Here is a 20,673-nt window from a genome sequence, read left to right as displayed (position 1 = left end):
ACTGTTCCGGTGCGTAAACTCCCCGCTGCCCTCGCCGTTGCCGCGCTTGCTGCTGTCAGCCTGACAGGCTGCACGAGCTCTCCGTCAGCTGACGACTGCGTCCCCGAGTCAGCCGATGTTGCGGCGCTCGACCTCGTGAACGTCACCGGCTCTGTCGACGCGGTGCCGAACATCGACCTGTACACGCCGTTCCACGTCGAGCAGACCGAATTCCGGGAGGATGTCGCCGGTGAAGGCACTGAGGTGGAGGCATCGTCCCAACTCATCGTCGTAGACGTGGCGCTCTTCAGCGGAGAGACGGGCGACGCGCTGCTCGCGACCCCGTACGACGGTGACCTGTCGCGCGCGTACACGGTCGACCGTTGGGCCGAGCAATTTCCCGCGTTCACCGACGCGCTGGTGTGCGCGTCGCCGGGCTCTCGCGTAACTATCGCGATGGCGCCGGGCGACTACGACGCTGCGTCGCTCGCGAGCGTCGGCGTCGCTGAAGATGACACCGTGATCGCTGTGGTCGACGTCCGCAAGGTGTACCTCAGCGCCGCAGACGGCGACAACCAGTTCAATGTCGGCCATGGCCTTCCGACGGTTGTGCGCGCTCCCGACGGTCGCCCCGGCATCATCGTTCCCGATGGTGCGGCACCTGACGGCCTGCAGATCGAGACCCTCAAGAAGGGTGACGGCGCCGTTGTCACAGGTGAGCAGCCCGTTCGTGTGCACTACACGGGCGTGACGTGGGACGAACGTGAGGTCTTTGACACGAGTTGGGACTCCGAGCCCGCGTCGATGACGCTGGACGCGGTCGTTCCCGGCTTCGCTGCGGCTCTGGACGGCCAGACTGTGGGGTCACAGGTTTTGGTCGTGATCCCGCCTGAGCAGGGCTATGGCGACCAGGCGCAGGGGTCGATCCCCGCGGGCTCGACGCTGGTGTTCGTCATCGACATCCTCGGTCTTGACGACGCGCCCCTGAGCTAGCGCGGCACCGCCGCCCGGTTCCACTCTCGCTCTAGGATGGCGGGGTGCCCGACAAACCCTCCACCCCCACGTCGCCGGAAGAGCGCCTACTGAACCTCGTGGTCGCGTTGATGGCGACCGATCACGGTTTGACGAAGGACGCCATCTTGTCGTCGGTCTCGGGCTACCGCGAACTGGGCGAGGCCGGAGCATCGAAGGCCGCGCTCGAGAAGAGTTTTGAGCGAGACAAGCTCAACCTGCGCCAGCTCGGAGTGCCTATCGAGACCCTGGGTGACACCGCGGACCCCGAAGACCTGCGATCCGCCAGGTATCGGATCGCCATCGGGGAGTACTCCTTGCCGGACGACATCGAGTTCACGCCGGCAGAGACCGCCCTGCTCCATCTCGCGGGGAGCGTATGGGGCGAGGGGTCGATGACGGATGCCGCGCGCAGCGGCCTGAGGAAGATCCGCGCTCTGGGCAATGAGGTCGATGAGCCGATCATTGGGTTCGCGCCGCGCATCAGTATGCGGGAGCCGTCGTTCGCGCCGATCGAGCGGGCAATCGATCAGTGTCGAAGCGTCAACTTTGCCTACCTCAAGCCCGGGGAGCGCACCCCGCGGGTGCGACGGGTGGAACCGTTGGCACTGGTGGAGTACGAGGCTCGCTGGCATGTCTTCGGGTTTGACCGGGATGCCGGTGCGGAGCGGACGTTTCTCCTCAGTCGCATCGTGGGGGATGTCACGATCACTCGGCAGAGCTATGCCCGCGACAAGCGGAAGGATGCGGGCGAGAGGGCGCTGGCCGGTTTGCGCGATGTGGCCTCGCGCAACATCGCTCACCTCGAGGTGAACCCAGGTACCGAAGCCTCGTTGCGCTTGGCTCGACGCGCTTTGCCCGCCGACCAAGGCCTGCGTGCTCCCTTTGTCGACGCCCATATCTTCGCTGACGAACTGGCCTCGTATGGCCCCGAGGTGAGGGTGGTTGAACCCGCCGACCTCCGAGACAAGGTCATTGAGCGCTTGCAGGGCGCTCTGAGAGCGCACGAGGAGCCATCATGAGCGAGAAGCCCACCCTCGTCGCCACCGATCGCGCGGCGCTGATGCTACAACTCGTGCCGTATCTCGTGGCCCGTGGTGAAGTCAGCGTGGAACAAGCGGCGGTAGATTTCGATGTCACGCCCGAGGCGATGCGGGCCATGGTCGAGAAGTTGACGGTGATCGGCCGACCCGGAGACGGGGGCTTCTGGCAAATGCCGAACGACCTCTTCGACATCGACTGGACGTTGCTCGATGAGCAAGACCGCATTGCGCTCACAAACACCGTCGGGCTCGAGCGATCACCGAAGCTCACGACGCGTGAAGCCGCGGCACTCCTGGCAGGACTCCAGCTCGCGCGGTCGCTGCCCGGCATCGGCGATTCCGACGTGTTCACGGGACTGCTTGCCAAGCTTGCTCGCGGTGCGTCGGGAGCGCCCGTCGATGTGATCGTCGCTCCTGGCCCGGTGGATCATGCGCGCGAGGTGGTCGCTCAGGCGCTGAAGGACGGGGTCGCGGTGTCATTTACCTATAAAGCTCCGGATGCTTCCGCAACCACAAGGACGGTCGATCCCGTCAAGGTGCAGATCGCGGACGGCCAGTGGTACCTGCAGGGCTGGTGTCATCTGCGAAAGGCCATGCGCACTTTCCACTTCGACCGTGTCAGTGATCTCAGCCTCACTGAAATGCCGGTGAGTCACAGCGGGGATGTTTCCGCGTGGTTTGACGCAAGCGATGACGACCTCACAGCCACGGTCCGGTTCCCGCTTGCCGAGGCTCCGCTGTTGGGGGAGTATCTCGCACGGGCGGAGGTGAATTCGCGTGGAGCGATGAGTGAGGCGACCATGCGCGTCGCGGATGAACTGAGCTTGCGCCGGCTGGCAACTCGTCGCGGCGGTGCCGTGGAGATTGTGCGCCCGCCCGCCGCCCGCGCCGCTGCCGCGGAATGGGCATCGGCGGGGCTGGACCAATACCGCTGAGCCCGGAGGAAAGGCAACGGCGGATCGTCTGTCTGTGCCTCTCGAAGTAGAGCCCGGGTTAGACTGGCAACCGACCCGCCGAAAGGACATCATCATGCTGCAAGGCCTCACCGGGTGGCACTTCCTGATCATCCTCGCCGTGATCCTGCTCCTGTTCGGTGCTGCGAAGCTTCCCGCACTCGCGAAGAGCATGGGTCAGTCGGCCCGAGTGTTTCGCGGCGAAATGAAGGCGATGAAAGAAGAGGATGCGTCCGCGACCGACTCGACGGCGAGCTCGACCGAGGCACCTTCCCCCGAGAACCGGACGGACTCGGCCGGAAACTCCGACGCAAAGCCCTAGTCCGGGGTGACCGCGGAAGACACGCGGCGCCGCGGCTCCTCGGACTCGCCGCGTCGTGAGAAGCGCATGTCGCTCGGCCAGCACCTTGTCGAGTTGCGCAAGCGCATCATGATCGCAGCGCTGGCCCTTGTGGTCGGCATGGTGGTGGCGTTCTTCATCACCGACTTCGTGATCAATCTGATCACAGAGCCCATTCGGGTTGTCGCAGAGAGCAGGGCCGACGAGGTCAAAGTCGAGTTGATGTTCGCGACCGTGACCTCAGCGTTCGACTTGCGGTTGCGCATGTCGTTTGCGATCGGCTTGATGATCTCTGCACCGATTTGGTTGTGGCAGATTTGGGCCTTCATCATGCCGGGCCTCACGAAGAAGGAGATCCGCTACACCATCGGTTTCCTCGCGGCCGCGATTCCGTTGTTCTTCGCAGGATGCTACGTGGGGCTGATCATCATGCCGCACATCGTCGAACTCATGGCCTCGTTTGTCCCCGACGGAGGAGCATCCTTCTACGACGCGTCCTACTACTACGACTTCGTGTTCAAGTTGCTGATCGTCGTCGGGGTCGCCTTCATCCTTCCCGTGTTCCTCGTGGCTCTCAATCTTGCAGGAGTCATCTCTGCCCGTGACATCCTCAAGGGATGGCGCGTGGCCATTCTGATTTCGGTGATCTTCTCGGCGCTGGCCACTCCCGCCGCGGATGTCGCCTCGATGTTGATGCTGTCGGGGATCATGATTGTGCTGTTCTTCGCCGCCGCGGGCCTATCTCTCATCTTCGACCGGCGGCGCGCAAAGCGCGATGCCGCAACCTTGGGTACTGAGGCGGCTGCATGAGCGGCGCCGGTCCGGCTGAGCGATACGCCCGTGCACGTGCAGCCGCCGAGCAGGACCGGCAGCACCCCGTGACTGCGGAGTTCGCGGCGGCGCAACGGTTCGATCTCGACCCTTTCCAGCTCGCAGGTTGCCGAGCGCTCGAAGAAGGGCGCAGCGTCCTCGTTGCTGCCCCCACGGGCGCGGGGAAGACGATCGTGGGCGAGTTCGCCATCCACTTGGCGATGCGCGAGCAGGAAGACAAGGCGTTTTACACCACCCCGATGAAGGCGCTGTCGAACCAGAAGTTCCGCGAGCTTCAGGACGTCTACGGAGCCGACGAGGTCGGACTTCTCACCGGGGACACCAACATCAATGCGCACGCACGAGTCGTCGTCATGACGACGGAAGTGCTGCGCAACATGCTCTATGCGGACTCGCCGGCTCTTCGCGGTCTGCGATACGTCGTCATGGACGAAGTGCACTATCTCGCAGATCGCTTCCGCGGGGCAGTGTGGGAAGAAGTCATCATCCACCTTCCCCCGTCTGTGCGGTTGGTGTCGCTGTCTGCCACGGTCTCGAACGCGGAAGAGTTCGGGGACTGGCTAGACACCGTGCGCGGCGACACGGAGGTCATCGTCTCTGAGACGCGGCCCGTGCCCCTCGAGCAGCACGTGCTCGTTCGCGGTGATCTGCTGCCGTTGTTCGACGATCGTGCCGGCGTTGCCACCGCACAGGTCAATCAGGAATTGATGCGCATCCGCTCGTTTAAGGGCGGGAACTACGACAACAACCGCAACGCGCAACGCGCAAGCAGCGCACGCAACGCGGGGTACGAATCGCGCGGACGACGACCGAATCGTGGCGGTCGGCGGCCCGGGCGTCCGAGCAATGCGCAACGTATCGAACGCATCGATAGACCGCAGGTCGTGGAGTTGCTTGGTCGCGCGAACCTCCTCCCGGCGATCTTCTTCATCTTCAGCCGTGTGGGTTGCGATGCCGCCGTGCAGCAAGTGCGCCGGGCGGGCGTCCGGCTGACCTCCCCCCAAGAGCGAGATGAGATTCGTCGCATCGTCGACGAGCGGACGCAAGCACTGCAGGACGAAGACCTTGCGGTGCTCGGTTACTGGGAGTGGCGCGAGAATCTCGAGCGCGGTGTCGCTTCGCATCACGCAGGCTTGCTCCCCGCATTCAAAGAGGTCGTTGAGTATCTGTACCAACGCAAGCTCGTGAAGGTTGTCTTCGCCACCGAGACCTTGGCACTGGGTATCAACATGCCCGCGCGCACCGTCGTGCTGGAAAAGCTCGAGAAGTTCAACGGTGAAGCACGGGTCGCCATTACTTCGGGGGAGTACACCCAACTCACCGGGCGCGCCGGGCGTCGTGGCATCGATGTGGAGGGCCACGCGGTGATTCAGTGGACCGAGAGTCTCGACCCTCAGGCCGTCGCCGCCCTGGCATCCCGGCGGACCTACCCGTTGAACTCGAGTTTCCGACCGACCTACAACATGGCCGTCAACCTGATCGATCAGTTCGGCCGTGCGCGAGCGCGTGAGATTCTGGAATCGTCGTTTGCTCAGTTCCAAGCGGATCGAGCGGTTGTGGGTCTCGCGCGACAGGTGCGCGAACAGGAAGAGACGCTCCGCGGATATCGCGGTGCGATGGAGTGCGATCACGGCGACTTCGCCGACTACTCCGGGATTCGGCGTGAACTGAGCGACCTCGAGCGACAGAACCGCAAGGATGCCGGGGCGTCGCGGTCCGTGAAGGACGCGCGGCAAAAGCAGATCGCGACTCTTCGCCGTCGCATGCAGCGCCACGGTTGCCACCAGTGCCCTGATCGCGAACATCATGCGCGGTGGGCTGAGCGCTACTGGAAGCTCAAGCGTTCCACCGACCAGACCCGACGCCAGATCGATGCCCGCACCGGCACGGTCGCGCGCGTCTTCGATCGTGTGGTCGACGTGCTGCAGGCGCTCGAGTATGTGAAGGTCGGCAACGACGAGACATCGCTCACTGCGGCCGGGCGCACGATGCGGCGCATTTACGGGGAGCGCGACCTCCTCGTGGCGGAATCCTTGCGGCAAGGAATCTGGGACGACCTGGATGCCGCGTCCCTGGCCGCGCTGGCGTGCTCGCTGGTCTACGAGCCCCGTCGTGATGACGCAGGGGTGGGGGAGCGCGGCTTGCCGCGCGGCGCGTTCCGCGTGGCTCTTGCTGAGACTCTCACACTGTGGCAGCGCCTCGACGATCTTGAACGCGACCACCGACTGCCCGGTTCTGAGCCTCCATCGGCAGCCCTCGCACAAGCCATGCACATGTGGGCGCGTGGCAGCATGCTCGATCGGGTGCTGGCCGAGGCAGACATGGCCGCGGGCGACTTCGTGCGGTGGTCCAAGCAAACGATCGACCTTCTCGACCAGTTGTCCCTCGTCGCCGATGCGCCGCTGGCCACCACCGCACGCAAGGCCCTGGATGCCGTACGTCGTGGCATCGTCGCGTATGGCACGGTCTGAACGCGTCGCCAAGGGAGAGCAGGTTTCAGTGCACACCAGCGTCCGATCGCGCCCGATTCTCCCGTTGTGGGCAGCCGTGCTGGTTGCCGTCGCGGGGGGAGCGGTTCTCGACTTGGCGTATCCCTCGGTGGGGTGGTGGCCTCTTGCCTTCGTCGGGGTCGGCTTGGCCCTGGTCACCTTGATCGGGCGTTCGGCGTGGGGCGCACTGTTGGTCGGGCTCTGCTTCGGCGCGACCTTCTATCTGATCCACATCATGTGGATCACGCGCTATCTCGGTGTCGTGCCCTGGTTCGCACTCGCGGGCATCGAAACGTTGTTCATGGGACTGGGATCGATCCCGATTGCGCTGGCGTATCGCTGGGTTCCCCAGTTATCGGGCTCGCGCGTTGTGGCATGGGTCGGCCTGCCCGCGCTGGTTGCCGGCCTGTGGACGGCACGCGAGCTGTTCATGGGTTCGTGGCCGTACACCGGGTTCCCGTGGGCCCGCATCGGGATGAGCCAGTCCGAGAGTCCTCTGGCGCATGTGGCTTCGTGGGTGGGGGTGTCGGGTCTGACCTTCCTCATGGTGTTCTTCGCTGCGGCGCTCATCCAGTGCGCTCGAGACCGAGCATGGCGAAACGTGCGAGCCGCAATTCCGGCGGCTGCTCTCGCGGTGGTCCTGCTCGCCACCCCCGCGTTCCCCACGTCTCCTGCAGGGATCCTCACGGTGGGGAGCGCGCAGGGAAACGGACCCTCCGGCTACTTCGATGAGCGCTCACGCAACGCCGTACTGGGCGCCCAGGTCGCGGCATCCGAGCCCCTCTTCGGCCAAGAGATGGATGTTCTGCTCTGGCCGGAAGGCGGCATCGACTCCGACCCGTTGAGCGAAGCGTCCACGGCCTTCACTCTCGACGCGGTGTCGCGCCGTGTGGGGGCACCTCTGATCGTGAACGCGGCCACCACACGAGGGGACGACGTCTACAACACCTCGATGTTGTGGGTGCAGGGCGAGGGCGCGGTCCAGATTCACGACAAGGCGAACCCGGTGCCGATGGGGGAGTACGTGCCGGACCGATGGTTCTTCGAAGCAATCGCTCCTGATCTGATCGGTCTCATTCAGCGCGAGTACACGCCCGGCTCGAACGCGCCGTTCTTCGACCTTGACGGCGTGGGCATCGGGCTGGCCATCTGCTTCGACGTGATCTACGACGCCGTGATCTGGGAGGGCGCACGCGACGGGGCCCAGATCTACATGTTCCAGACCAACAACGCCGACTTCCGCGGAACCGATGAGAACCTGCAGCAGCTCGCTTTCGCGCGCATGCGGGCTATCGAGACGGGGCGTAGCGTGGTCAACCTTTCGACCGTCGGCACGTCGCAAGTGATTGCTCCTGACGGGTCCGTCATCGACGGAATTCCCGCGGATGTTGCCGGGCACATGCTCACAGACGTACCGCTGCGTACCGGACTCACACCGGCAGTTGTGATCGGGGAGACGGTTCAGCGTGTGGTCGGCCTGGGGAGCATCTTGGTCCTGATCGTGGTCGGAGTCTCCGTCACGGCGATGCGTCGGCGCGCGAAAACGCCGGCCCCCGAAGGGACCGGCGTTTCGGACGAGTAAACGTCAGGCGCTGATCTTGTCTGCGTTCGGAGCAGCGGTGCCGCGACGCTCACGCAGAAGCGCGAGCCGCTCTTCGAGCAGTTCTTCGAGCTCGGGAAGGGTCCGGCGCTCGAGCAGCATGTCCCAGTGACTGCGAGGAGTCTTGTCGCCCGAGTGGTCGACGCTCACGGTCTGGTCGCCCACGCGGCGAAGCGCTTCGGCGCCGCAGTACCGGCATTCCCAGGCCTCGGGCAGCTCGGCGTCTGCGGCAAATGTCAATGTGGTGTCACGGTCGCACGCCGTGCAGGTGTAGGTGTGCTGTGCGCGTTCATGGAACACGACGCCCTCTTCGCTCTGTAGGCTCTGGGCGCCGAGTCGGATGCCGCGAAGGCTGCGGTCTGCCATTGTGTGGTCCTCTCGTCGCTACCTCTCAGGTATAACGGGGTCACCTGTGGAGAAGGTTGGAATGGTAGGCTCCGTCGCCCATTCACAGAGGATGCTCAGCCGCGATCGACAGGGAACATCCGCAGGGCGAGATCTGCGCGGTCTGTGACGACTCCGTCCACTCCGAGATCGCGCAAACGGGTCAGCTCGGCGGGTTCGTTGACCGTCCAGATGTGGACCTCGACGCCCGCCGCGTGGGCTGCGTCGAGCACTCGCGGCGAGAGAATGCCCACCCTCCCGTGACGCTCCGGAATCTGTAGGGCATCCACACCGTGGAGTGCACGCGCCATCATCTTGTTAGATCGCAAGCTCGCCGCCCACACCAGGCGCAGGATGGTCTCACGTCCGGCGGACGTGGCAGGCAGTGCTCCCGCGCGTGTCTCGGCGGCGGATGCGAGGGCCGTAGCCCTTCGCGCATCCGAAAAACTGGTCAGCAGGACACGCTCCGCGTGCGGCGCTACTACGCGGCCGGTAGGCACGGCTGCGGCATCCGCTTTGACATCGATATTGAAGCGGACGTCCGGGAACGCATCGAGAGCCTGCCGCAGTGTGATCACACCGCCCAGCGGCGCCATGATCTTCTCGAGCTCTCGCAGGGGGGTCTCCGCCACGAGAGCCGGGTTCCCGGCGACACGAGAAAGATCCGCGTCGTGGAGCAGTACGACGTGACCGTCGGATGTGAGGTGACAATCGGACTCGATGTACACCGCGCCGGCGGCATGGGCTGCCGCGATGGCTGCGAAGGAGTTCTCAACGACTCCTTGAGAGGCGAGTTCTGCGGTCACCAGTCCGCGATGAGCAAGAATGCGTGGCGAACCGGATGCGTTGAACCACGGGTGTCTCGCCCCAGGGTCAGGCATCGCCACCCTTCGGTGTCCCCGGCGTGGTGCGGGCCTCGGAAGCGATCGAATCCGCTTCGGTAGCGGCCTGCCGCGCGGCAGCTACCGCCGCGTCGGCTGTCGCACGTGCGGTGCTGGATTCCCGCGGTGCGGGCTTCGTGCGACCACCCTCGGGGCTGGTGGACCCTGAGGGGCTCTCCGCGCGCCCTGCGAAAGCGTCACCGATACCGCTGAGGGCCGACGTGATCTCGCTCGGCACGATCCACAGCTTGCTCGACGGACTCTCGGCGATTTTCGGCAAGGTCTGCAGGTACTGATAGGCGAGCAGTTTGTCATCGGGGTCGCCGACGTGAATGGCGTTGAACACCATCTCGATGGCCTCCGACTCGCCCTGTGCGCGAAGGACGGCAGCCTGCTTATCGCCTTCGGCGCGAAGAATCTCGGCCTGTCGTCGCCCCTCCGCCTCGAGAATCTGCGACTGCTTGGAGCCCTCTGCGGTGAGGATCGCCGCGCGACGATCGCGCTCGGCGCGCATCTGCTTCTCCATCGAGTCTTGGATCGACAGGGGCGGGTCGATCGCCTTGAGTTCGACGCGGGACACGCGGATTCCCCACTTACCGGTCGCTTCGTCGAGGACCACGCGCAGTTTGCTGTTGATCTCGTCACGGCTGGTCAAGGCCTCTTCGAGATTCAGCCCACCGACCACGTTGCGCAATGTCGTCGTGGTCAGCTGTTCGACGGCGCCCAGATAGTTGGCGATCTCGTACGTCGCCGCGCGTGCATCGGTGACCTGGAAGTAGACCACGGTGTCGATTGACACGACCAGGTTGTCTTCGGTGATGACCGGCTGCGGGGGGAACGAGACAACTTGCTCGCGAAGATCGATCAGGGGGCGCAGCCGGTCGATGAAGGGCACAAGCAGATTCAGGCCGGGCGTCAGGGTTCGTTGGTATTTTCCGAGTCGCTCGACGACGCCGGCGTTGGCCTGCGGGATGATGCGAATCGAACGGAAGATCACCACCACGACAAAGATCGCGATGACGACCAACAAAACGATGATGAAGATCTGGCCGATGAAGGCCCCAGGGTCAACCATCTTCGGATGTCCTTTCAACGGGGGAGCGGGGTGCGACTTCGACCGTCGCGCCGAGGACGCGGAGCACGGTGACCGGAGTGCCGGCGTCGAACGGCAAGTCCACTTCACCGTCACGCAGTCGAGCCGTCCAGGTTTCTCCGTTATCGAGTTTGACGCTGCCTTCGCCATCTCGGAAGGGCTGGAGGACGCGCCCGCGCATGCCGACGATGGCATCCACGTTCATCGCGACAGTCTTGGTGCTTCGGTGCAAGGCTCGGAGCAAGAGGGGACGAATGGTGAACAGCAGGAGTGCGGAGATCAGCGCCGCTGCCGCGATCTGCAGCCACCACGGTCCGCCGAGCAGATTTACGCCCAGACCGCCGATGAGGGTTCCTGCCGCCAGCATCAAGAACGTGAACTCGAGCGTGATGAGCTCGATCACGACGAACAGGAGCGCGAGCGACAACCACAGAATCCACATGTACTGCGTGAGATCGGGCAACATCGCGGGTCCTTTCCTCCGTATGACGACACTACCGCCGTGCGATGCTGTCAGGCCGGTGACACGAGGGTCGATTGATAGGGTCGACACGGCCCCGCAGTGGCGGGCGCGCACCATTACTTCAGGAGTGCCACACCATGACTCAGCCTCTCGCTTCGGGATCCCTTGCCGGCCGCACAGCTCTTGTGACGGGCTCGTCCCGCGGCATCGGCGCCGACACCGCGCGCTACCTTGCACTGGCGGGGGCGAATGTCGTCATTAACTTCCGGAACAAGGCACCGCGCGCCGAAAAGCTTGCGGCCGAACTGCGTGAGCTCGGCGTGGAGGTTTTGGTGGTCGGTGCCGACCTGACCGACAGTGCATCGGTGTCGGAAATGTTCGACGCCGTGCAGCGGACGTTCGGATCTCTGGACATCCTCGTGCTGAACGCCTCGGGCGGTATGGAGTCCGGGATGGCGGAGGACTACGCCCTCGCGCTCAACCGTGATGCCCAGGTGCGTGTGCTTGAGACAGCGATGCCGCTGTTGGGTGAGGGTTCACGCGTGGTCTTTGTCACCTCGCACCAGGCTCACTTCATCCGCACGACCCCCACGATGCCTGAGTACGAGCCAGTGGCCTTGTCCAAGCGCGCGGGAGAGGATGCACTTCGCGAGCGCATCCCCGCACTCGCCGAGAAGGGCGTGGGATTCGTCGTGGTTTCGGGCGACATGATCGAGGGCACCATCACCGCCACCCTGCTCGAGCGCGCGAACCCGGGGGCCATCGCCCAGCGTCGCGATTCGGCTGGCAAGCTCTACAACGTTTCTGAATTCGCCGCCGAGGTGGCCGCTGCCGCGAGTGACCCCGTCCCGGCGGACAACACCCGACTGGTCGGCGACACCTCCTCCTTCACAGCGGAGTAAGAACGTGCGCGCGCGCGATATCGAAACGCTCATCGAGGTGGGCCGCCCCGCGATCGCGCGCGACGCGACGTTCGCGGTGTTCGCGACTTCGCGCCCCGACGTCGCGGCCAACCGTGCCGTCGGGCAGATCTGGCGGATCGACCTTCCCGACGGTGCACCGCGCCGTCTTACCCGGGGGATCGCCGATACGGGGCCGCGTGTTTCGCCCGACGGGGCGTTGGTCGCCTTCTTGCGCCCAGGGGAGCGGAACCGACCGCAGATCTTTGTTGTGTCGTCGGTGGGTGGTGAGCCCGTTCAAGCGACGGATGCCCCACTTGGCGTTTCAACGTTCGACTGGGCACCCGACGGCATGTCCCTGGCGTTCACCGCACGAGTTCCCGAAGCCGGGCGCTACGGCGACGTGGAGGGGCTGGAGGCCACATCTGAGGCACCCCGCCGTGTGCGGGGCATCCGGTGGCATAGCAACGGCCTGGGCTACACGGGTGATCGCCCCGCGCACGTGTTCGTCGTGGCCACGCCCGATGTCACCGCAGAGCCGATCTACCCCGTTGCTCCCGTGTCCTCCGGGGCTTCATCTCGAGGTGAAGGCGCGGACGCGCCGCGGTTCCTTCCGAACGCGCCGCGCCAACTCACGCGCGGCGGGACGTCGTACGGCGATGTGAGTTTCACCGCGGATGGGTCCGAAGTCTTGACCGTTCCCGACGAAAACGACCCTGACGATGCGCCGGATTTGCGCGATCGCGTGGTGGCCGTCTCGCTGGATGATGGCAGCGAACGAGAACTCGTGAGCCGAGACGAGCGGCTGTCGATCGCCGCAGTGGCGGCGTCGCCCGACGGCTCTGCGGTGTTGCTTGCCCACGAGTTGGGGGAGAGTAACGTCGACTTCGTCGCTCCGATGGTCGGGTTATTTGTCGTCGATGAAGGAGGCGTTCGACGCCTCACCGATGACTCTCATGACCTCGGCGACACCGGAAGCCACGTCTCCGTTGCGTCCGATGGCACGTTCCTGGTGCAGGAACGTCGACAAGGGCGCGTTCGTCTGCTGCGGGTCAGCAGCGCGGGTGAAGTATGTGAGGTCCTCGGCGGTGACGTCGAGGTGGTGGGGCACGCGACTGCGGGGAACACGGTGGCCGTCGCTGCTCGCGGGGTCGACTCGTTCGGCGAACTCCTGGTTATCGACGCTCACGGCACTCGAACCGTGACCGCATTTGGCGAGGCCGCCTCGGCAGCCGGCGTCATCGTGCATCGTGAGGTCACGATCCAAGCGAGAGACGGTTATCCGGTGCACGGATGGATCGCCACGCCTGCCGGGGAGGGGCCATTCCCGGTGATTCTGCAGATCCACGGTGGACCATATGCCGCTTACGGCATTCATCTTTTCGACGAGACGCAGGTCTTGGTGGACGCGGGATACGCCGTTGTCTATTGCAACCCTCGTGGGTCGGCCGGATACGGGAGAGCGCACGGGCGTAGCATCCGAAAGAGCATGGGCACCGTCGATTACACCGATGTGATCGACTTCTTGGACGCCGCGTTGGCGAGTGACTCGCGGATGGATGCCGATCGCGTGGGAATCATGGGTGGCTCGTACGGCGGCTATCTCACGGCCTGGATCATCGCGCACGACCATCGCTTTTCTGCGGCGATTGTGGAGCGCGGATTCCTCGATCCATTCTCCTTCCAGGGAACGAGTGACATCGGCTCGTTCTTCGGTGACGAGTACGTCGGCACGAGAGCGGAGGACATCGAGCGGCAGAGCCCGATGGCCGTTGTCGATCAGGTCAACACGCCCACGCTCGTGATGCATTCGGAACAGGACTACCGTTGCCCGCTCGAGCAAGCAACGCGATACTTCTCTGCGCTGAAACGCGCGGGTGTCCAGACCGAGATGCTCATCTTTCCTGGCGAGGACCATGAACTGACGCGCGCGGGACAACCTCGACATCGCATCGAACGCTTCGACGCGGTTCTGGAGTGGTGGTCGCGTTACTTCGCAGGCTAACGCAGGCGCAATATGCGAGGAGGGGGCCGGCTCGTGCCGACCCCCTCCACGCTTTTCGTTCTGAAGCGTCAGAGCTGCTTGCCGAAGGTGAACGCGCGAATGACGTTGATGATACCCAGAACGACCAGTGCGATACCGAGCAACCACCACAGCACGAGTGCACTCCACAGCGGGGAGAACAGGAGAACGACGCCGGCGATAATGCTGACGATTGCGAAGAAGATCGTCCAGCCCTTCGACGATGCGTCGCCGAGCGTGGACAGCGAGACGATGCCCTCGACGATCCACATGATTCCGACGAGGATCGCGAAGAAGAGGGCGAACCATCCGGTTGCGGCCTGCAGGTTCGCGAACATGATGATGCCGGCGATGATGAAGAGCAGTCCGAGCGCGATGTGGCCGACGCGCGCCCAACCACCCTTGGTCTTCGAGAAGATGCCGAGCCCGGCGTAGACCAGACCAGCGGCGATCGCGTAGATCGCGATGATGGCGGTGACCACGGACGCGGTCTTGCCCGGCCACACGAGGATCAGCACACCGACGATCACGGCGAGGATTCCTCCGACGCCGAGAGCGGTGCGGATTCCGTTGACGGCCGACTTTTCGGCGGATTCCATAGACATGTGAGGCCCTTTCTGAGAGCTTCCTGTGAGCTTGCGGGTTACAGCTTAGACCCCCGCCCGCAGCACCTGCCAATGCACGGGGGAGTGTTGCCCATTCCAGCCGACTGTGAGGCGGTCAGCCCAGCAGCAGCGTGATACCGATGAGGATCGGAACGCAGCCAACCGTGGTCACGAACACCGTGTCGCGAGCGATCGTTTCGCCGATTCCAAACCGCTGTGAGTAGTTGAACACGTTCTGCGCGGTAGGCAGGGCAGCCAGGACGGTGACAACGAGAACATCGTGCCGGTCAAGGCCGAACAAGAACTGTGCGGTCGCCCACGCCACCAGCGGCATCACGAATAGTTTGAGCGACGACGCGAGAACCACGTCGCGTCGTCGGCCGGGTGCCGACAGCACGCGCTGCCCGTACAGCGAGATCCCGTAGCTGATGAGGAGGACAGGCACGCACGCATTGGCGATCAGTAGCGCCGGTTCGATCACGATGGGTGGCAATGTGACGCCGGACACCGAGACGAGCGTGCCGAGCAGGGAGCCCAGAACGATCGGGTTGGTTGCCGTACGAGTGATCGTCCGCCACAAGCTGGAGCGGCCTGAGGTGACGGCATCCATGATCACCATCGTCACCGGCGTGAAGGCGAGAAGCTGCAGCAGGATGACCGGCGCCGGATAGGCGGCGCTGCCGAGCAGATACAGCGAAAGCGGAATTCCGATGTTGTTCGAGTTCACTTGCCCCGCAGCTAACGCGCCGATTGTGGTTTCGCCCACCGAACGATGCCATACGAATCGCGCGATCAGCCCGTACGCGAGGAAGATCGCCACGGCGGCGATTGCCGAGACAGGGAGCAGCGCGGAAAACAATCCACGGACGTCTGCTTGCGCGAGAACGACGAACAGCAGGAACGGTGACAGGACGAAGAACGTCAGGCGCGCGAGTACCGGCCGCGCGTGTTCGCCCAGCAGATCGATGCGACCGATGATCCACCCGACCAAAATCGCCACACCGACGACGACGAAGCCGGTCAGCGATTCCCACATGCCTCCACAGTAGGGTCGCCGCTGCGGTGGCCCCAATCCGATGATCGAGTCACGTCAAGCGCTTACCGATAATGCACATTATGACAACTCTATCTGTGAAGTAGAGGGGCGAGCCCCCCGACTCGCCCCTCCCGCGCCCTGCGGCTACAGCCCGGCGGAGTCGTCCGTCGTGCTCGTCTGCTGACGGCTCACTCGCTCTTGACCGCCAGGGTCGACGGCCGTGCGTGTGACGGTTTCGCTCTTACGGCTTCGCATCATCAGAACGATGCCGATGATGAAGATGACGGCACCCGCGCCCATCAGGATGTAGCCGATCATGTCGAGGTTCACCCATTCGACATCGACGTTCACCGCGAAGGCCAGAATCGCTCCGACCGCGAAAAGGAAAATACCTGCACCGATGCTCATGTTCTAGTTCCTTTCTCAGCCGCATGAGGCCGTGTGGACTCGGCGTCGACACGCGCGTGTGCGACCCCGTCTACCTTTGCGAGACTGCTCTTCGAAGTTCAACCACTTGACTTCTGTGGCCAGTCGTGCTCGGGTGGCGAAATGACACGGGTCATCTTCTACACCGCCGCCACGCTGAACGGCTTTCTTGCCGATGATGATGATTCGCTGGATTGGTTGTTCTCGGCGCCTGGTGGCGAAGGCGGTGACGAAGGCTTTCAGAGCTTCCTTGCGACGGTAGGCGTGCTGGTACAGGGCTCATCGACCTATGAATGGGTGCTCGCGCACGAGGGGCTCCTCGAGGCGCCGGAAAAGTGGCCGTCCTACTACGGCTCACGACCGACGTACGTGTTTAGCTCGCGAAAGCTTCCGACTGTCGCAGGAGCAGATGTCCGGTTCGTGTCGGGTGCACCCTCGACGGTCTGGGCTGAGATCCTCGCCGCCGCGCAAGGAAAGGACGTATGGCTGGTCGGTGGAGGCGACTTGGCTGGTCAGTTCGCCGACGCAGGGTTGCTCGACGAGATTCGCGTGTCTCTCGCTCCGGCGACGCTCCCCTCGGGGAAGCCCCTCCTCCCCCGGACTCTCGGTGCGGATCGACTCACGCTGACGTCGGCGCGACAGTCCGGTGCGTTTGCTGAGCTCGTTTATCGCGTCGCCCGCCCATAAACCGGGTCAGCCCGTAGGTTCGATGGCGACCCAGGACGAGAATTTCGGCTCGCGGCCATCTCCCGACGACGTTCCCGTGAGCCGCCGTTGCAACCAGGGGCCCACGTGCTCGCGGTAGTAGGCCATTCCTCGCGGAGCTGAAGTCGGCAGCGGCGGCAACGACCACCAACCGGCGGGAGGCTTGAGGCCGAGAGAATCGAGCACACGTGCCGCGACGCGGTGGTGACCACGCGCGTTCATATGGAGGCGGTCCTCTGACCAGTAGGGAGGGGTCGACAATTCCTCGTCGAACCAGTTGAACGCGCGCACGATATCGGCGCGGTCTTCGAACGCGCCGGCAACCGCGTGTGAGAGCACATCACCGCGGCGTTGAATCACCCTGCTCAGCGGCAACTGCCCCGACGGGTTGGCTCCCGACAACATGATGAGCGTGACGCCCTCTTCATCGCACCTTTGGACGACATGGCGAAACGCGCTGACGACCTGCGCAACGCTCGTGCGCGGCCGCAACATGTCGTTCCCCCCACCATTGAACGACAGGTGGGTCGGCTTCAGCGCGAGCGCGGGTTCGAGCTGCTGTTCAACGATGGGACGCACTAGCTTGCCCCGAATCGCGAAGTTCGCGTAGTCGACGCTCTCCCCCGTCGCGTTCGCCCATCCTTGAGCGGTCAGGTCGGCCCAGCCCCGCACGTGTCCGTCGGGAAGCTCATCTCCGACGCCTTCGGTGAAGGAGTCGCCGATGGCGACGAATCGAATGGATGCCACTCCCCCAGCCTACGACGCGTGACCCGCCTCACCGCTCGTCGAGCGCCGCCCCGCGCGAATCCACCAAGCCCCACGCGGCCCCTGCCGCGACGAGGAAGAACACGGCGAACACCACGAACAGCACGCCGGTTCCGCCGAACAGCAGGAGCGGCGGAACGCACAGTGGGGCGGCGATCGATGCGATGCGACCGACACCGGCGGCCCAGCCGGTACCCGTTGCACGCAACGACGTGGGGTACATCTCTGGCGACACCGCGTAGAGCGCACCCCACGCACCGAGATTGAAGAAGGACAAAGCCATGCCTGAGGCGATGATCGCACCCTCCCCTGTTGCGGTGCCGAAGAACACCGCCGCCACCGCAGAGCCGATCAGGAAGACAGAGAGCGTGGCTCGGCGTCCCCACACTTCAATCAGCCACGACGCGACGGCATAGCCCGGTAGTTGCGCCAAGGTGATGATGGCGGTGAAGGCGAACGATCGTACGAGATCGTATCCCTGTGCCACGAGCAGCGTCGGTATCCAGATGAAGGCTCCGTAGTAGGCGAAGTTCACACAGAACCAGATCAGCCACAGGGACGCGGTGCGCCGACGGAATTCGCTCCCCCACAGCGCGCGCAGGCGTGCTCCCGCGGTCGTCGCGGCGGGATTGACATTGATGGGGCGGGTGGTGACACGACGCGAGGCAGTCTGACTCAGCGATGCGGATGCTTCGAACTGCCGCACCACGGTATCGGCATCCTCATGCCGGCCCTGACGCTCCAACCACCGGGGCGACTCGGGTAGGCCCCACCGCACGATCAGGGCGTAGCCGGCCGGGATCGCCCCGATCGCGAACGCCCACCGCCACCCGTCACCTGACGAAGGGATGACGAAGTACCCGATCACGGCGGCCGCCGTCCAGCCGACCGCCCAGAACGCCTCGAGAATTACGATGAGCCGGCCTCGCATCCGCGCGGGCGCGAACTCGCTCACGTATGTCGACGCGACAGGGAGCTCGGCGCCCAGCCCCAGACCCACGAAGAATCGCAGCACGAGAAGGGCGACAAGGCCGCCGACCAGGGCACTCGCGCCGGTCGCAATTCCGTACACGACGAGGGTCAGCGCGAACACCTGGCGCCGTCCGAAGCGATCGGCCAGCAGGCCGCCCAGGGATGCACCGACGGCCATGCCGACGAAACCCAGCGAGGCGATCCACGAGGATTCTTGGGGGGTGAGCGACCACTGGACCGCGAGCGCGGCGATGATGAAGGAGATCAGACCGACATCCATCGCATCCAGTGCCCAGCCGATACCGGAGCCCCCGAGCACCCGCAAATGGCGGCGCGTGAACGGCAGGCGATCCAATCGCTGTGAGATCGATGCGTCGGTGCGCGGCCCACTCGTGGCATCCGTCATGGGTTCATCGTACGGATTCCACGAGTGGGCGCGCGCTGGTGTGACACACCACGGCGCGGCCGCTGCTGGGAGCCGCGCCGTCGAGACGTTTAGCGCGCGAGCGCCGCCTTCAGCGTGTCGAGGCCGACACCTCCGATGTCGAGCGCCCGGCGGTGGAACTCCTTGATCGAGAAGGCGTCACCCTCGCGGTCTGCTGCATCGTCACGCAACTGTTCCCAGATACGCTGCCCGACCTTGTAGCTGGGTGCCTGTCCTGGCCAGCCGAGGTAGCGGTTGACCTCGAACTCGACGAATTCATCGGGCATGTTGACGTTGCGCTTCATGAACTCGAGTGCGTACTCCGCGTCCCACACGCCGTTTCCGTCCGGGCGGGTCTTGCCGAGGTGCACGCCGATGTCGAGCACGACGCGGGCCGCACGCATCCGCTGACCGTCGAGCATCCCCAGCCGGTCGGCGGGATCGTCAAGATAACCCAACTGCTCCATGAGCCGCTCCGCGTAGAGCGCCCATCCTTCGGCGTGACCGGAGGTTCCCCCCAGGAGCCGCCGCCATGAGTTGAGCTGAGCACGGTTGTATACGGCCTGTGCGATCTGGAGGTGGTGGCCGGGAATTCCCTCGTGGTACACGGTGGTCAGTTCGCGCCACGTGTCGAACTCGGTGACACCCTCGGGAACGGACCACCACATGCGGCCCGGGCGGGAGAAGTCATCGGTGGGGCCGGTGTAGTAGATTCCGCCTTCCTGCGTGGGAGCGATCATGCACTCCAGCCGGCGGATGGGCTCAGCGATGTCGAAGTGAGTCCTGCCGAGTTCCTCGACGGCCTTGTCGCTCGTGGCTTGCATCCACTGCTGCAGGGCCTCGGTGCCGACGAGCTTCCGGGACGCGTCCTTCTCGAGGTGGGCGACTGCCTCCTCGACCGTCGCACCCGGAAGGATCTCGTTAGCGATCGCTTCCTGCTCGGCGACCATGCGAGCGAGCTCCGCAACGCCCCACTCATACGTTTCATCGAGGTCGATGGTGGCGCCCAGGAAGCGCCTCGACTGCAGGGCGTAGAGCTCCCGTCCGACGCCATCATGCTCCCCCGTGACGGGCTCGAGCGTCCCTGTGAGGAACTCGCGCAGGCGATCGTAAGCGGCCTTCGCGGAGATCGCACCCGCACGAAGCTCGTCGCGCAGCTCGTCGGGCAATTCGCCCTCGTCAGGCCTGGCTGAGGCAACGAACGAGTCGAAGAAGCCGTCGGTGGCGGAGTAGCGAGCGATCTGGGTAGCGACTTCGCGCACCTGCCGGCGTGCGGGGGTGACTCCCTGCGCGATCCCCTGCCGGAGCGTCTCGATGTAACCGTTGATCGCCCCGTCAACCGCACCGAGTCGGCGCGCGATGACCGCCCAGTCACCGGCTGTCGCAGTGGGCATCAAATCGAAGGACGCGCGGATGTCCTGTGGGGGTGAGGCGATGACGTTGAGATCGCGCAACGCCCACTTTGACTCGTGGAGATCCAGCAGCAGCTCAAGTTCGCGCGAAAGGTCGTCCCGAGTGACGACGTCAACGTCGTCGATCGGGCTCGCACCTCGAAGTGCCGCGAGCGTCGCGCGTGCGGCCTCCGCCATGCGCTCATGCCCGGCAGGGCTGAGATTACCGAACCGGTCGTTGTATTCGCTGCGGCCGATGTAGGTCGCAACGATGGGCTCCAGTTCGACGAGAGTGTCAACCCACGCGTCAGCGATCGTGTCGATTTGCGTGGGTGTGCGGGTGTTGTCGGTCATGCTCCG

General features: G+C 64.6%; 20 protein-coding genes. 10 read left to right on the top strand and 10 right to left on the bottom strand.

Features of this window, described 5'->3' with window-relative positions; genetic code table 11:
- Positions 1-9: 9 nt before the first annotated feature.
- The 7 genes from ON062_RS02860 (at position 10) to lnt (ending at position 8,228) form a co-directional block, all read left to right on the top strand.
- Complete coding sequence (locus tag ON062_RS02860) at positions 10-972, top strand: FKBP-type peptidyl-prolyl cis-trans isomerase (RefSeq protein WP_274645619.1); 963 nt, start codon at positions 10-12, stop codon at positions 970-972.
- 110 nt (positions 973-1,082) lie between these two features.
- Entirely contained in the window at positions 1,083-2,012 is a 930-nt protein-coding gene (locus ON062_RS02855) for a YafY family protein (RefSeq protein ID WP_274645874.1), read from the top strand.
- A complete protein-coding gene (locus ON062_RS02850; protein ID WP_274645618.1) occupies positions 2,009-2,968 on the top strand; it encodes a YafY family protein in 960 nt (319 codons plus the stop codon). Before ON062_RS02855 ends, ON062_RS02850 begins: the two co-directional genes overlap by 4 nt.
- Before the next feature lie 94 nt (positions 2,969-3,062).
- Positions 3,063-3,308: a twin-arginine translocase TatA/TatE family subunit gene (gene tatA, locus ON062_RS02845; protein WP_274645617.1), complete on the top strand. Its 246-nt coding sequence runs from the start codon at positions 3,063-3,065 to the stop codon at positions 3,306-3,308.
- A 66-nt stretch (positions 3,309-3,374) separates the two neighbouring features.
- Complete coding sequence (tatC, locus tag ON062_RS02840; protein WP_274645873.1) at positions 3,375-4,136, top strand: twin-arginine translocase subunit TatC; 762 nt, start codon at positions 3,375-3,377, stop codon at positions 4,134-4,136.
- Positions 4,133-6,628: an RNA helicase gene (locus ON062_RS02835; protein ID WP_274645616.1), complete on the top strand. Its 2,496-nt coding sequence runs from the start codon at positions 4,133-4,135 to the stop codon at positions 6,626-6,628. The genes tatC and ON062_RS02835 overlap by 4 nt, the downstream gene beginning before the upstream one ends.
- On the top strand, positions 6,615-8,228 hold the full coding sequence (gene lnt, locus ON062_RS02830; RefSeq protein WP_274645615.1) for an apolipoprotein N-acyltransferase: 1,614 nt from the start codon (positions 6,615-6,617) through the stop codon (positions 8,226-8,228). Before ON062_RS02835 ends, lnt begins: the two co-directional genes overlap by 14 nt.
- Before the next feature lie 3 nt (positions 8,229-8,231).
- Here the strand turns inward: lnt and ON062_RS02825 are convergent, their stop codons facing one another.
- From ON062_RS02825 to ON062_RS02810, 4 genes are all read right to left on the bottom strand, one after another.
- On the bottom strand, positions 8,232-8,612 hold the full coding sequence (locus ON062_RS02825; protein ID WP_274645614.1) for an RNA polymerase-binding protein RbpA: 381 nt from the start codon (positions 8,610-8,612) through the stop codon (positions 8,232-8,234).
- A gap of 95 nt (positions 8,613-8,707) precedes the next feature.
- Positions 8,708-9,511 carry a glycerophosphodiester phosphodiesterase family protein gene (locus tag ON062_RS02820; protein ID WP_274645613.1) on the bottom strand — a complete coding sequence of 268 codons (804 nt, stop codon included), beginning with the start codon at positions 9,509-9,511 and terminating at the stop codon, positions 8,708-8,710.
- Complete coding sequence (locus tag ON062_RS02815; RefSeq protein WP_274645612.1) at positions 9,504-10,586, bottom strand: SPFH domain-containing protein; 1,083 nt, start codon at positions 10,584-10,586, stop codon at positions 9,504-9,506. Before ON062_RS02815 ends, ON062_RS02820 begins: the two co-directional genes overlap by 8 nt.
- Positions 10,579-11,070: an NfeD family protein gene (locus tag ON062_RS02810; RefSeq protein ID WP_274645611.1), complete on the bottom strand. Its 492-nt coding sequence runs from the start codon at positions 11,068-11,070 to the stop codon at positions 10,579-10,581. Before ON062_RS02810 ends, ON062_RS02815 begins: the two co-directional genes overlap by 8 nt.
- 134 nt (positions 11,071-11,204) lie before the next feature.
- Here ON062_RS02810 and ON062_RS02805 point away from each other — a divergent pair, with 134 nt between their 5' ends.
- Both ON062_RS02805 and ON062_RS02800 read left to right on the top strand, forming a co-directional pair.
- Positions 11,205-11,969 (top strand): SDR family oxidoreductase, encoded by a 765-nt coding sequence (locus ON062_RS02805; protein WP_274645610.1) that lies wholly within the window; start codon positions 11,205-11,207, stop codon positions 11,967-11,969.
- A 4-nt stretch (positions 11,970-11,973) separates the two neighbouring features.
- Positions 11,974-13,971: a S9 family peptidase gene (locus ON062_RS02800; protein WP_274645609.1), complete on the top strand. Its 1,998-nt coding sequence runs from the start codon at positions 11,974-11,976 to the stop codon at positions 13,969-13,971.
- A gap of 68 nt (positions 13,972-14,039) precedes the next feature.
- Here ON062_RS02800 and ON062_RS02795 read toward each other — a convergent pair whose 3' ends face one another.
- From ON062_RS02795 to ON062_RS02785, 3 genes are all read right to left on the bottom strand, one after another.
- Positions 14,040-14,594: an HdeD family acid-resistance protein gene (locus ON062_RS02795; protein ID WP_274645608.1), complete on the bottom strand. Its 555-nt coding sequence runs from the start codon at positions 14,592-14,594 to the stop codon at positions 14,040-14,042.
- Positions 14,595-14,709: 115 nt separating this feature from the next.
- A complete protein-coding gene (locus ON062_RS02790; protein ID WP_274645607.1) occupies positions 14,710-15,630 on the bottom strand; it encodes an AEC family transporter in 921 nt (306 codons plus the stop codon).
- Between the two features lie 144 nt (positions 15,631-15,774).
- The gene (locus ON062_RS02785; protein WP_274645606.1) at positions 15,775-16,038 is read right to left on the bottom strand and encodes a DUF6458 family protein; all 264 of its coding nucleotides are present in this window, start codon (positions 16,036-16,038) and stop codon (positions 15,775-15,777) included.
- Between the two features lie 141 nt (positions 16,039-16,179).
- Here ON062_RS02785 and ON062_RS02780 point away from each other — a divergent pair, with 141 nt between their 5' ends.
- Entirely contained in the window at positions 16,180-16,743 is a 564-nt protein-coding gene (locus ON062_RS02780) for a dihydrofolate reductase family protein (RefSeq protein ID WP_274645605.1), read from the top strand.
- 6 nt (positions 16,744-16,749) lie between these two features.
- On the opposite strand, the gene ON062_RS02775 is transcribed toward ON062_RS02780, so the two are convergent.
- The 3 genes from ON062_RS02775 to ON062_RS02765 form a co-directional block, all read right to left on the bottom strand.
- A complete protein-coding gene (locus ON062_RS02775; RefSeq protein ID WP_274645604.1) occupies positions 16,750-17,508 on the bottom strand; it encodes an SGNH/GDSL hydrolase family protein in 759 nt (252 codons plus the stop codon).
- A gap of 28 nt (positions 17,509-17,536) precedes the next feature.
- Positions 17,537-18,904: an MFS transporter gene (locus tag ON062_RS02770; protein ID WP_274645603.1), complete on the bottom strand. Its 1,368-nt coding sequence runs from the start codon at positions 18,902-18,904 to the stop codon at positions 17,537-17,539.
- 89 nt (positions 18,905-18,993) lie between these two features.
- Positions 18,994-20,667 (bottom strand): DUF885 domain-containing protein, encoded by a 1,674-nt coding sequence (locus ON062_RS02765; RefSeq protein WP_274645602.1) that lies wholly within the window; start codon positions 20,665-20,667, stop codon positions 18,994-18,996.
- Positions 20,668-20,673: the final 6 nt, after the last annotated feature.

The organism is Microbacterium sp. C7(2022) (assembly GCF_028823665.1).
Taxonomy (GTDB): Bacteria; Actinomycetota; Actinomycetes; order Actinomycetales; family Microbacteriaceae; genus Microbacterium.
This window is presented reverse-complemented; position numbering and strand designations above follow the sequence as displayed.

Coding starts and splice junctions, on each gene's coding strand:
- ON062_RS02855 (WP_274645874.1), top strand. CDS start 1,083: ATGGCGACCGATCACGGTTTGACGAAGGACGCCATCTTGTCGTCGGTC.
- ON062_RS02850 (WP_274645618.1), top strand. CDS start 2,009: ATGAGCGAGAAGCCCACCCTCGTCGCCACCGATCGCGCGGCGCTGATG.
- tatA (WP_274645617.1), top strand. CDS start 3,063: ATGCTGCAAGGCCTCACCGGGTGGCACTTCCTGATCATCCTCGCCGTG.
- tatC (WP_274645873.1), top strand. CDS start 3,375: ATGTCGCTCGGCCAGCACCTTGTCGAGTTGCGCAAGCGCATCATGATC.
- ON062_RS02835 (WP_274645616.1), top strand. CDS start 4,133: ATGAGCGGCGCCGGTCCGGCTGAGCGATACGCCCGTGCACGTGCAGCC.
- lnt (WP_274645615.1), top strand. CDS start 6,615: ATGGCACGGTCTGAACGCGTCGCCAAGGGAGAGCAGGTTTCAGTGCAC.
- ON062_RS02825 (WP_274645614.1), bottom strand. CDS start 8,612: ATGGCAGACCGCAGCCTTCGCGGCATCCGACTCGGCGCCCAGAGCCTA.
- ON062_RS02820 (WP_274645613.1), bottom strand. CDS start 9,511: ATGCCTGACCCTGGGGCGAGACACCCGTGGTTCAACGCATCCGGTTCG.
- ON062_RS02815 (WP_274645612.1), bottom strand. CDS start 10,586: ATGGTTGACCCTGGGGCCTTCATCGGCCAGATCTTCATCATCGTTTTG.
- ON062_RS02810 (WP_274645611.1), bottom strand. CDS start 11,070: ATGTTGCCCGATCTCACGCAGTACATGTGGATTCTGTGGTTGTCGCTC.
- ON062_RS02805 (WP_274645610.1), top strand. CDS start 11,205: ATGACTCAGCCTCTCGCTTCGGGATCCCTTGCCGGCCGCACAGCTCTT.
- ON062_RS02795 (WP_274645608.1), bottom strand. CDS start 14,594: ATGTCTATGGAATCCGCCGAAAAGTCGGCCGTCAACGGAATCCGCACC.
- ON062_RS02790 (WP_274645607.1), bottom strand. CDS start 15,630: ATGTGGGAATCGCTGACCGGCTTCGTCGTCGTCGGTGTGGCGATTTTG.
- ON062_RS02785 (WP_274645606.1), bottom strand. CDS start 16,038: ATGAGCATCGGTGCAGGTATTTTCCTTTTCGCGGTCGGAGCGATTCTG.
- ON062_RS02780 (WP_274645605.1), top strand. CDS start 16,180: ATGACACGGGTCATCTTCTACACCGCCGCCACGCTGAACGGCTTTCTT.
- ON062_RS02770 (WP_274645603.1), bottom strand. CDS start 18,904: ATGACGGATGCCACGAGTGGGCCGCGCACCGACGCATCGATCTCACAG.
- ON062_RS02765 (WP_274645602.1), bottom strand. CDS start 20,667: ATGACCGACAACACCCGCACACCCACGCAAATCGACACGATCGCTGAC.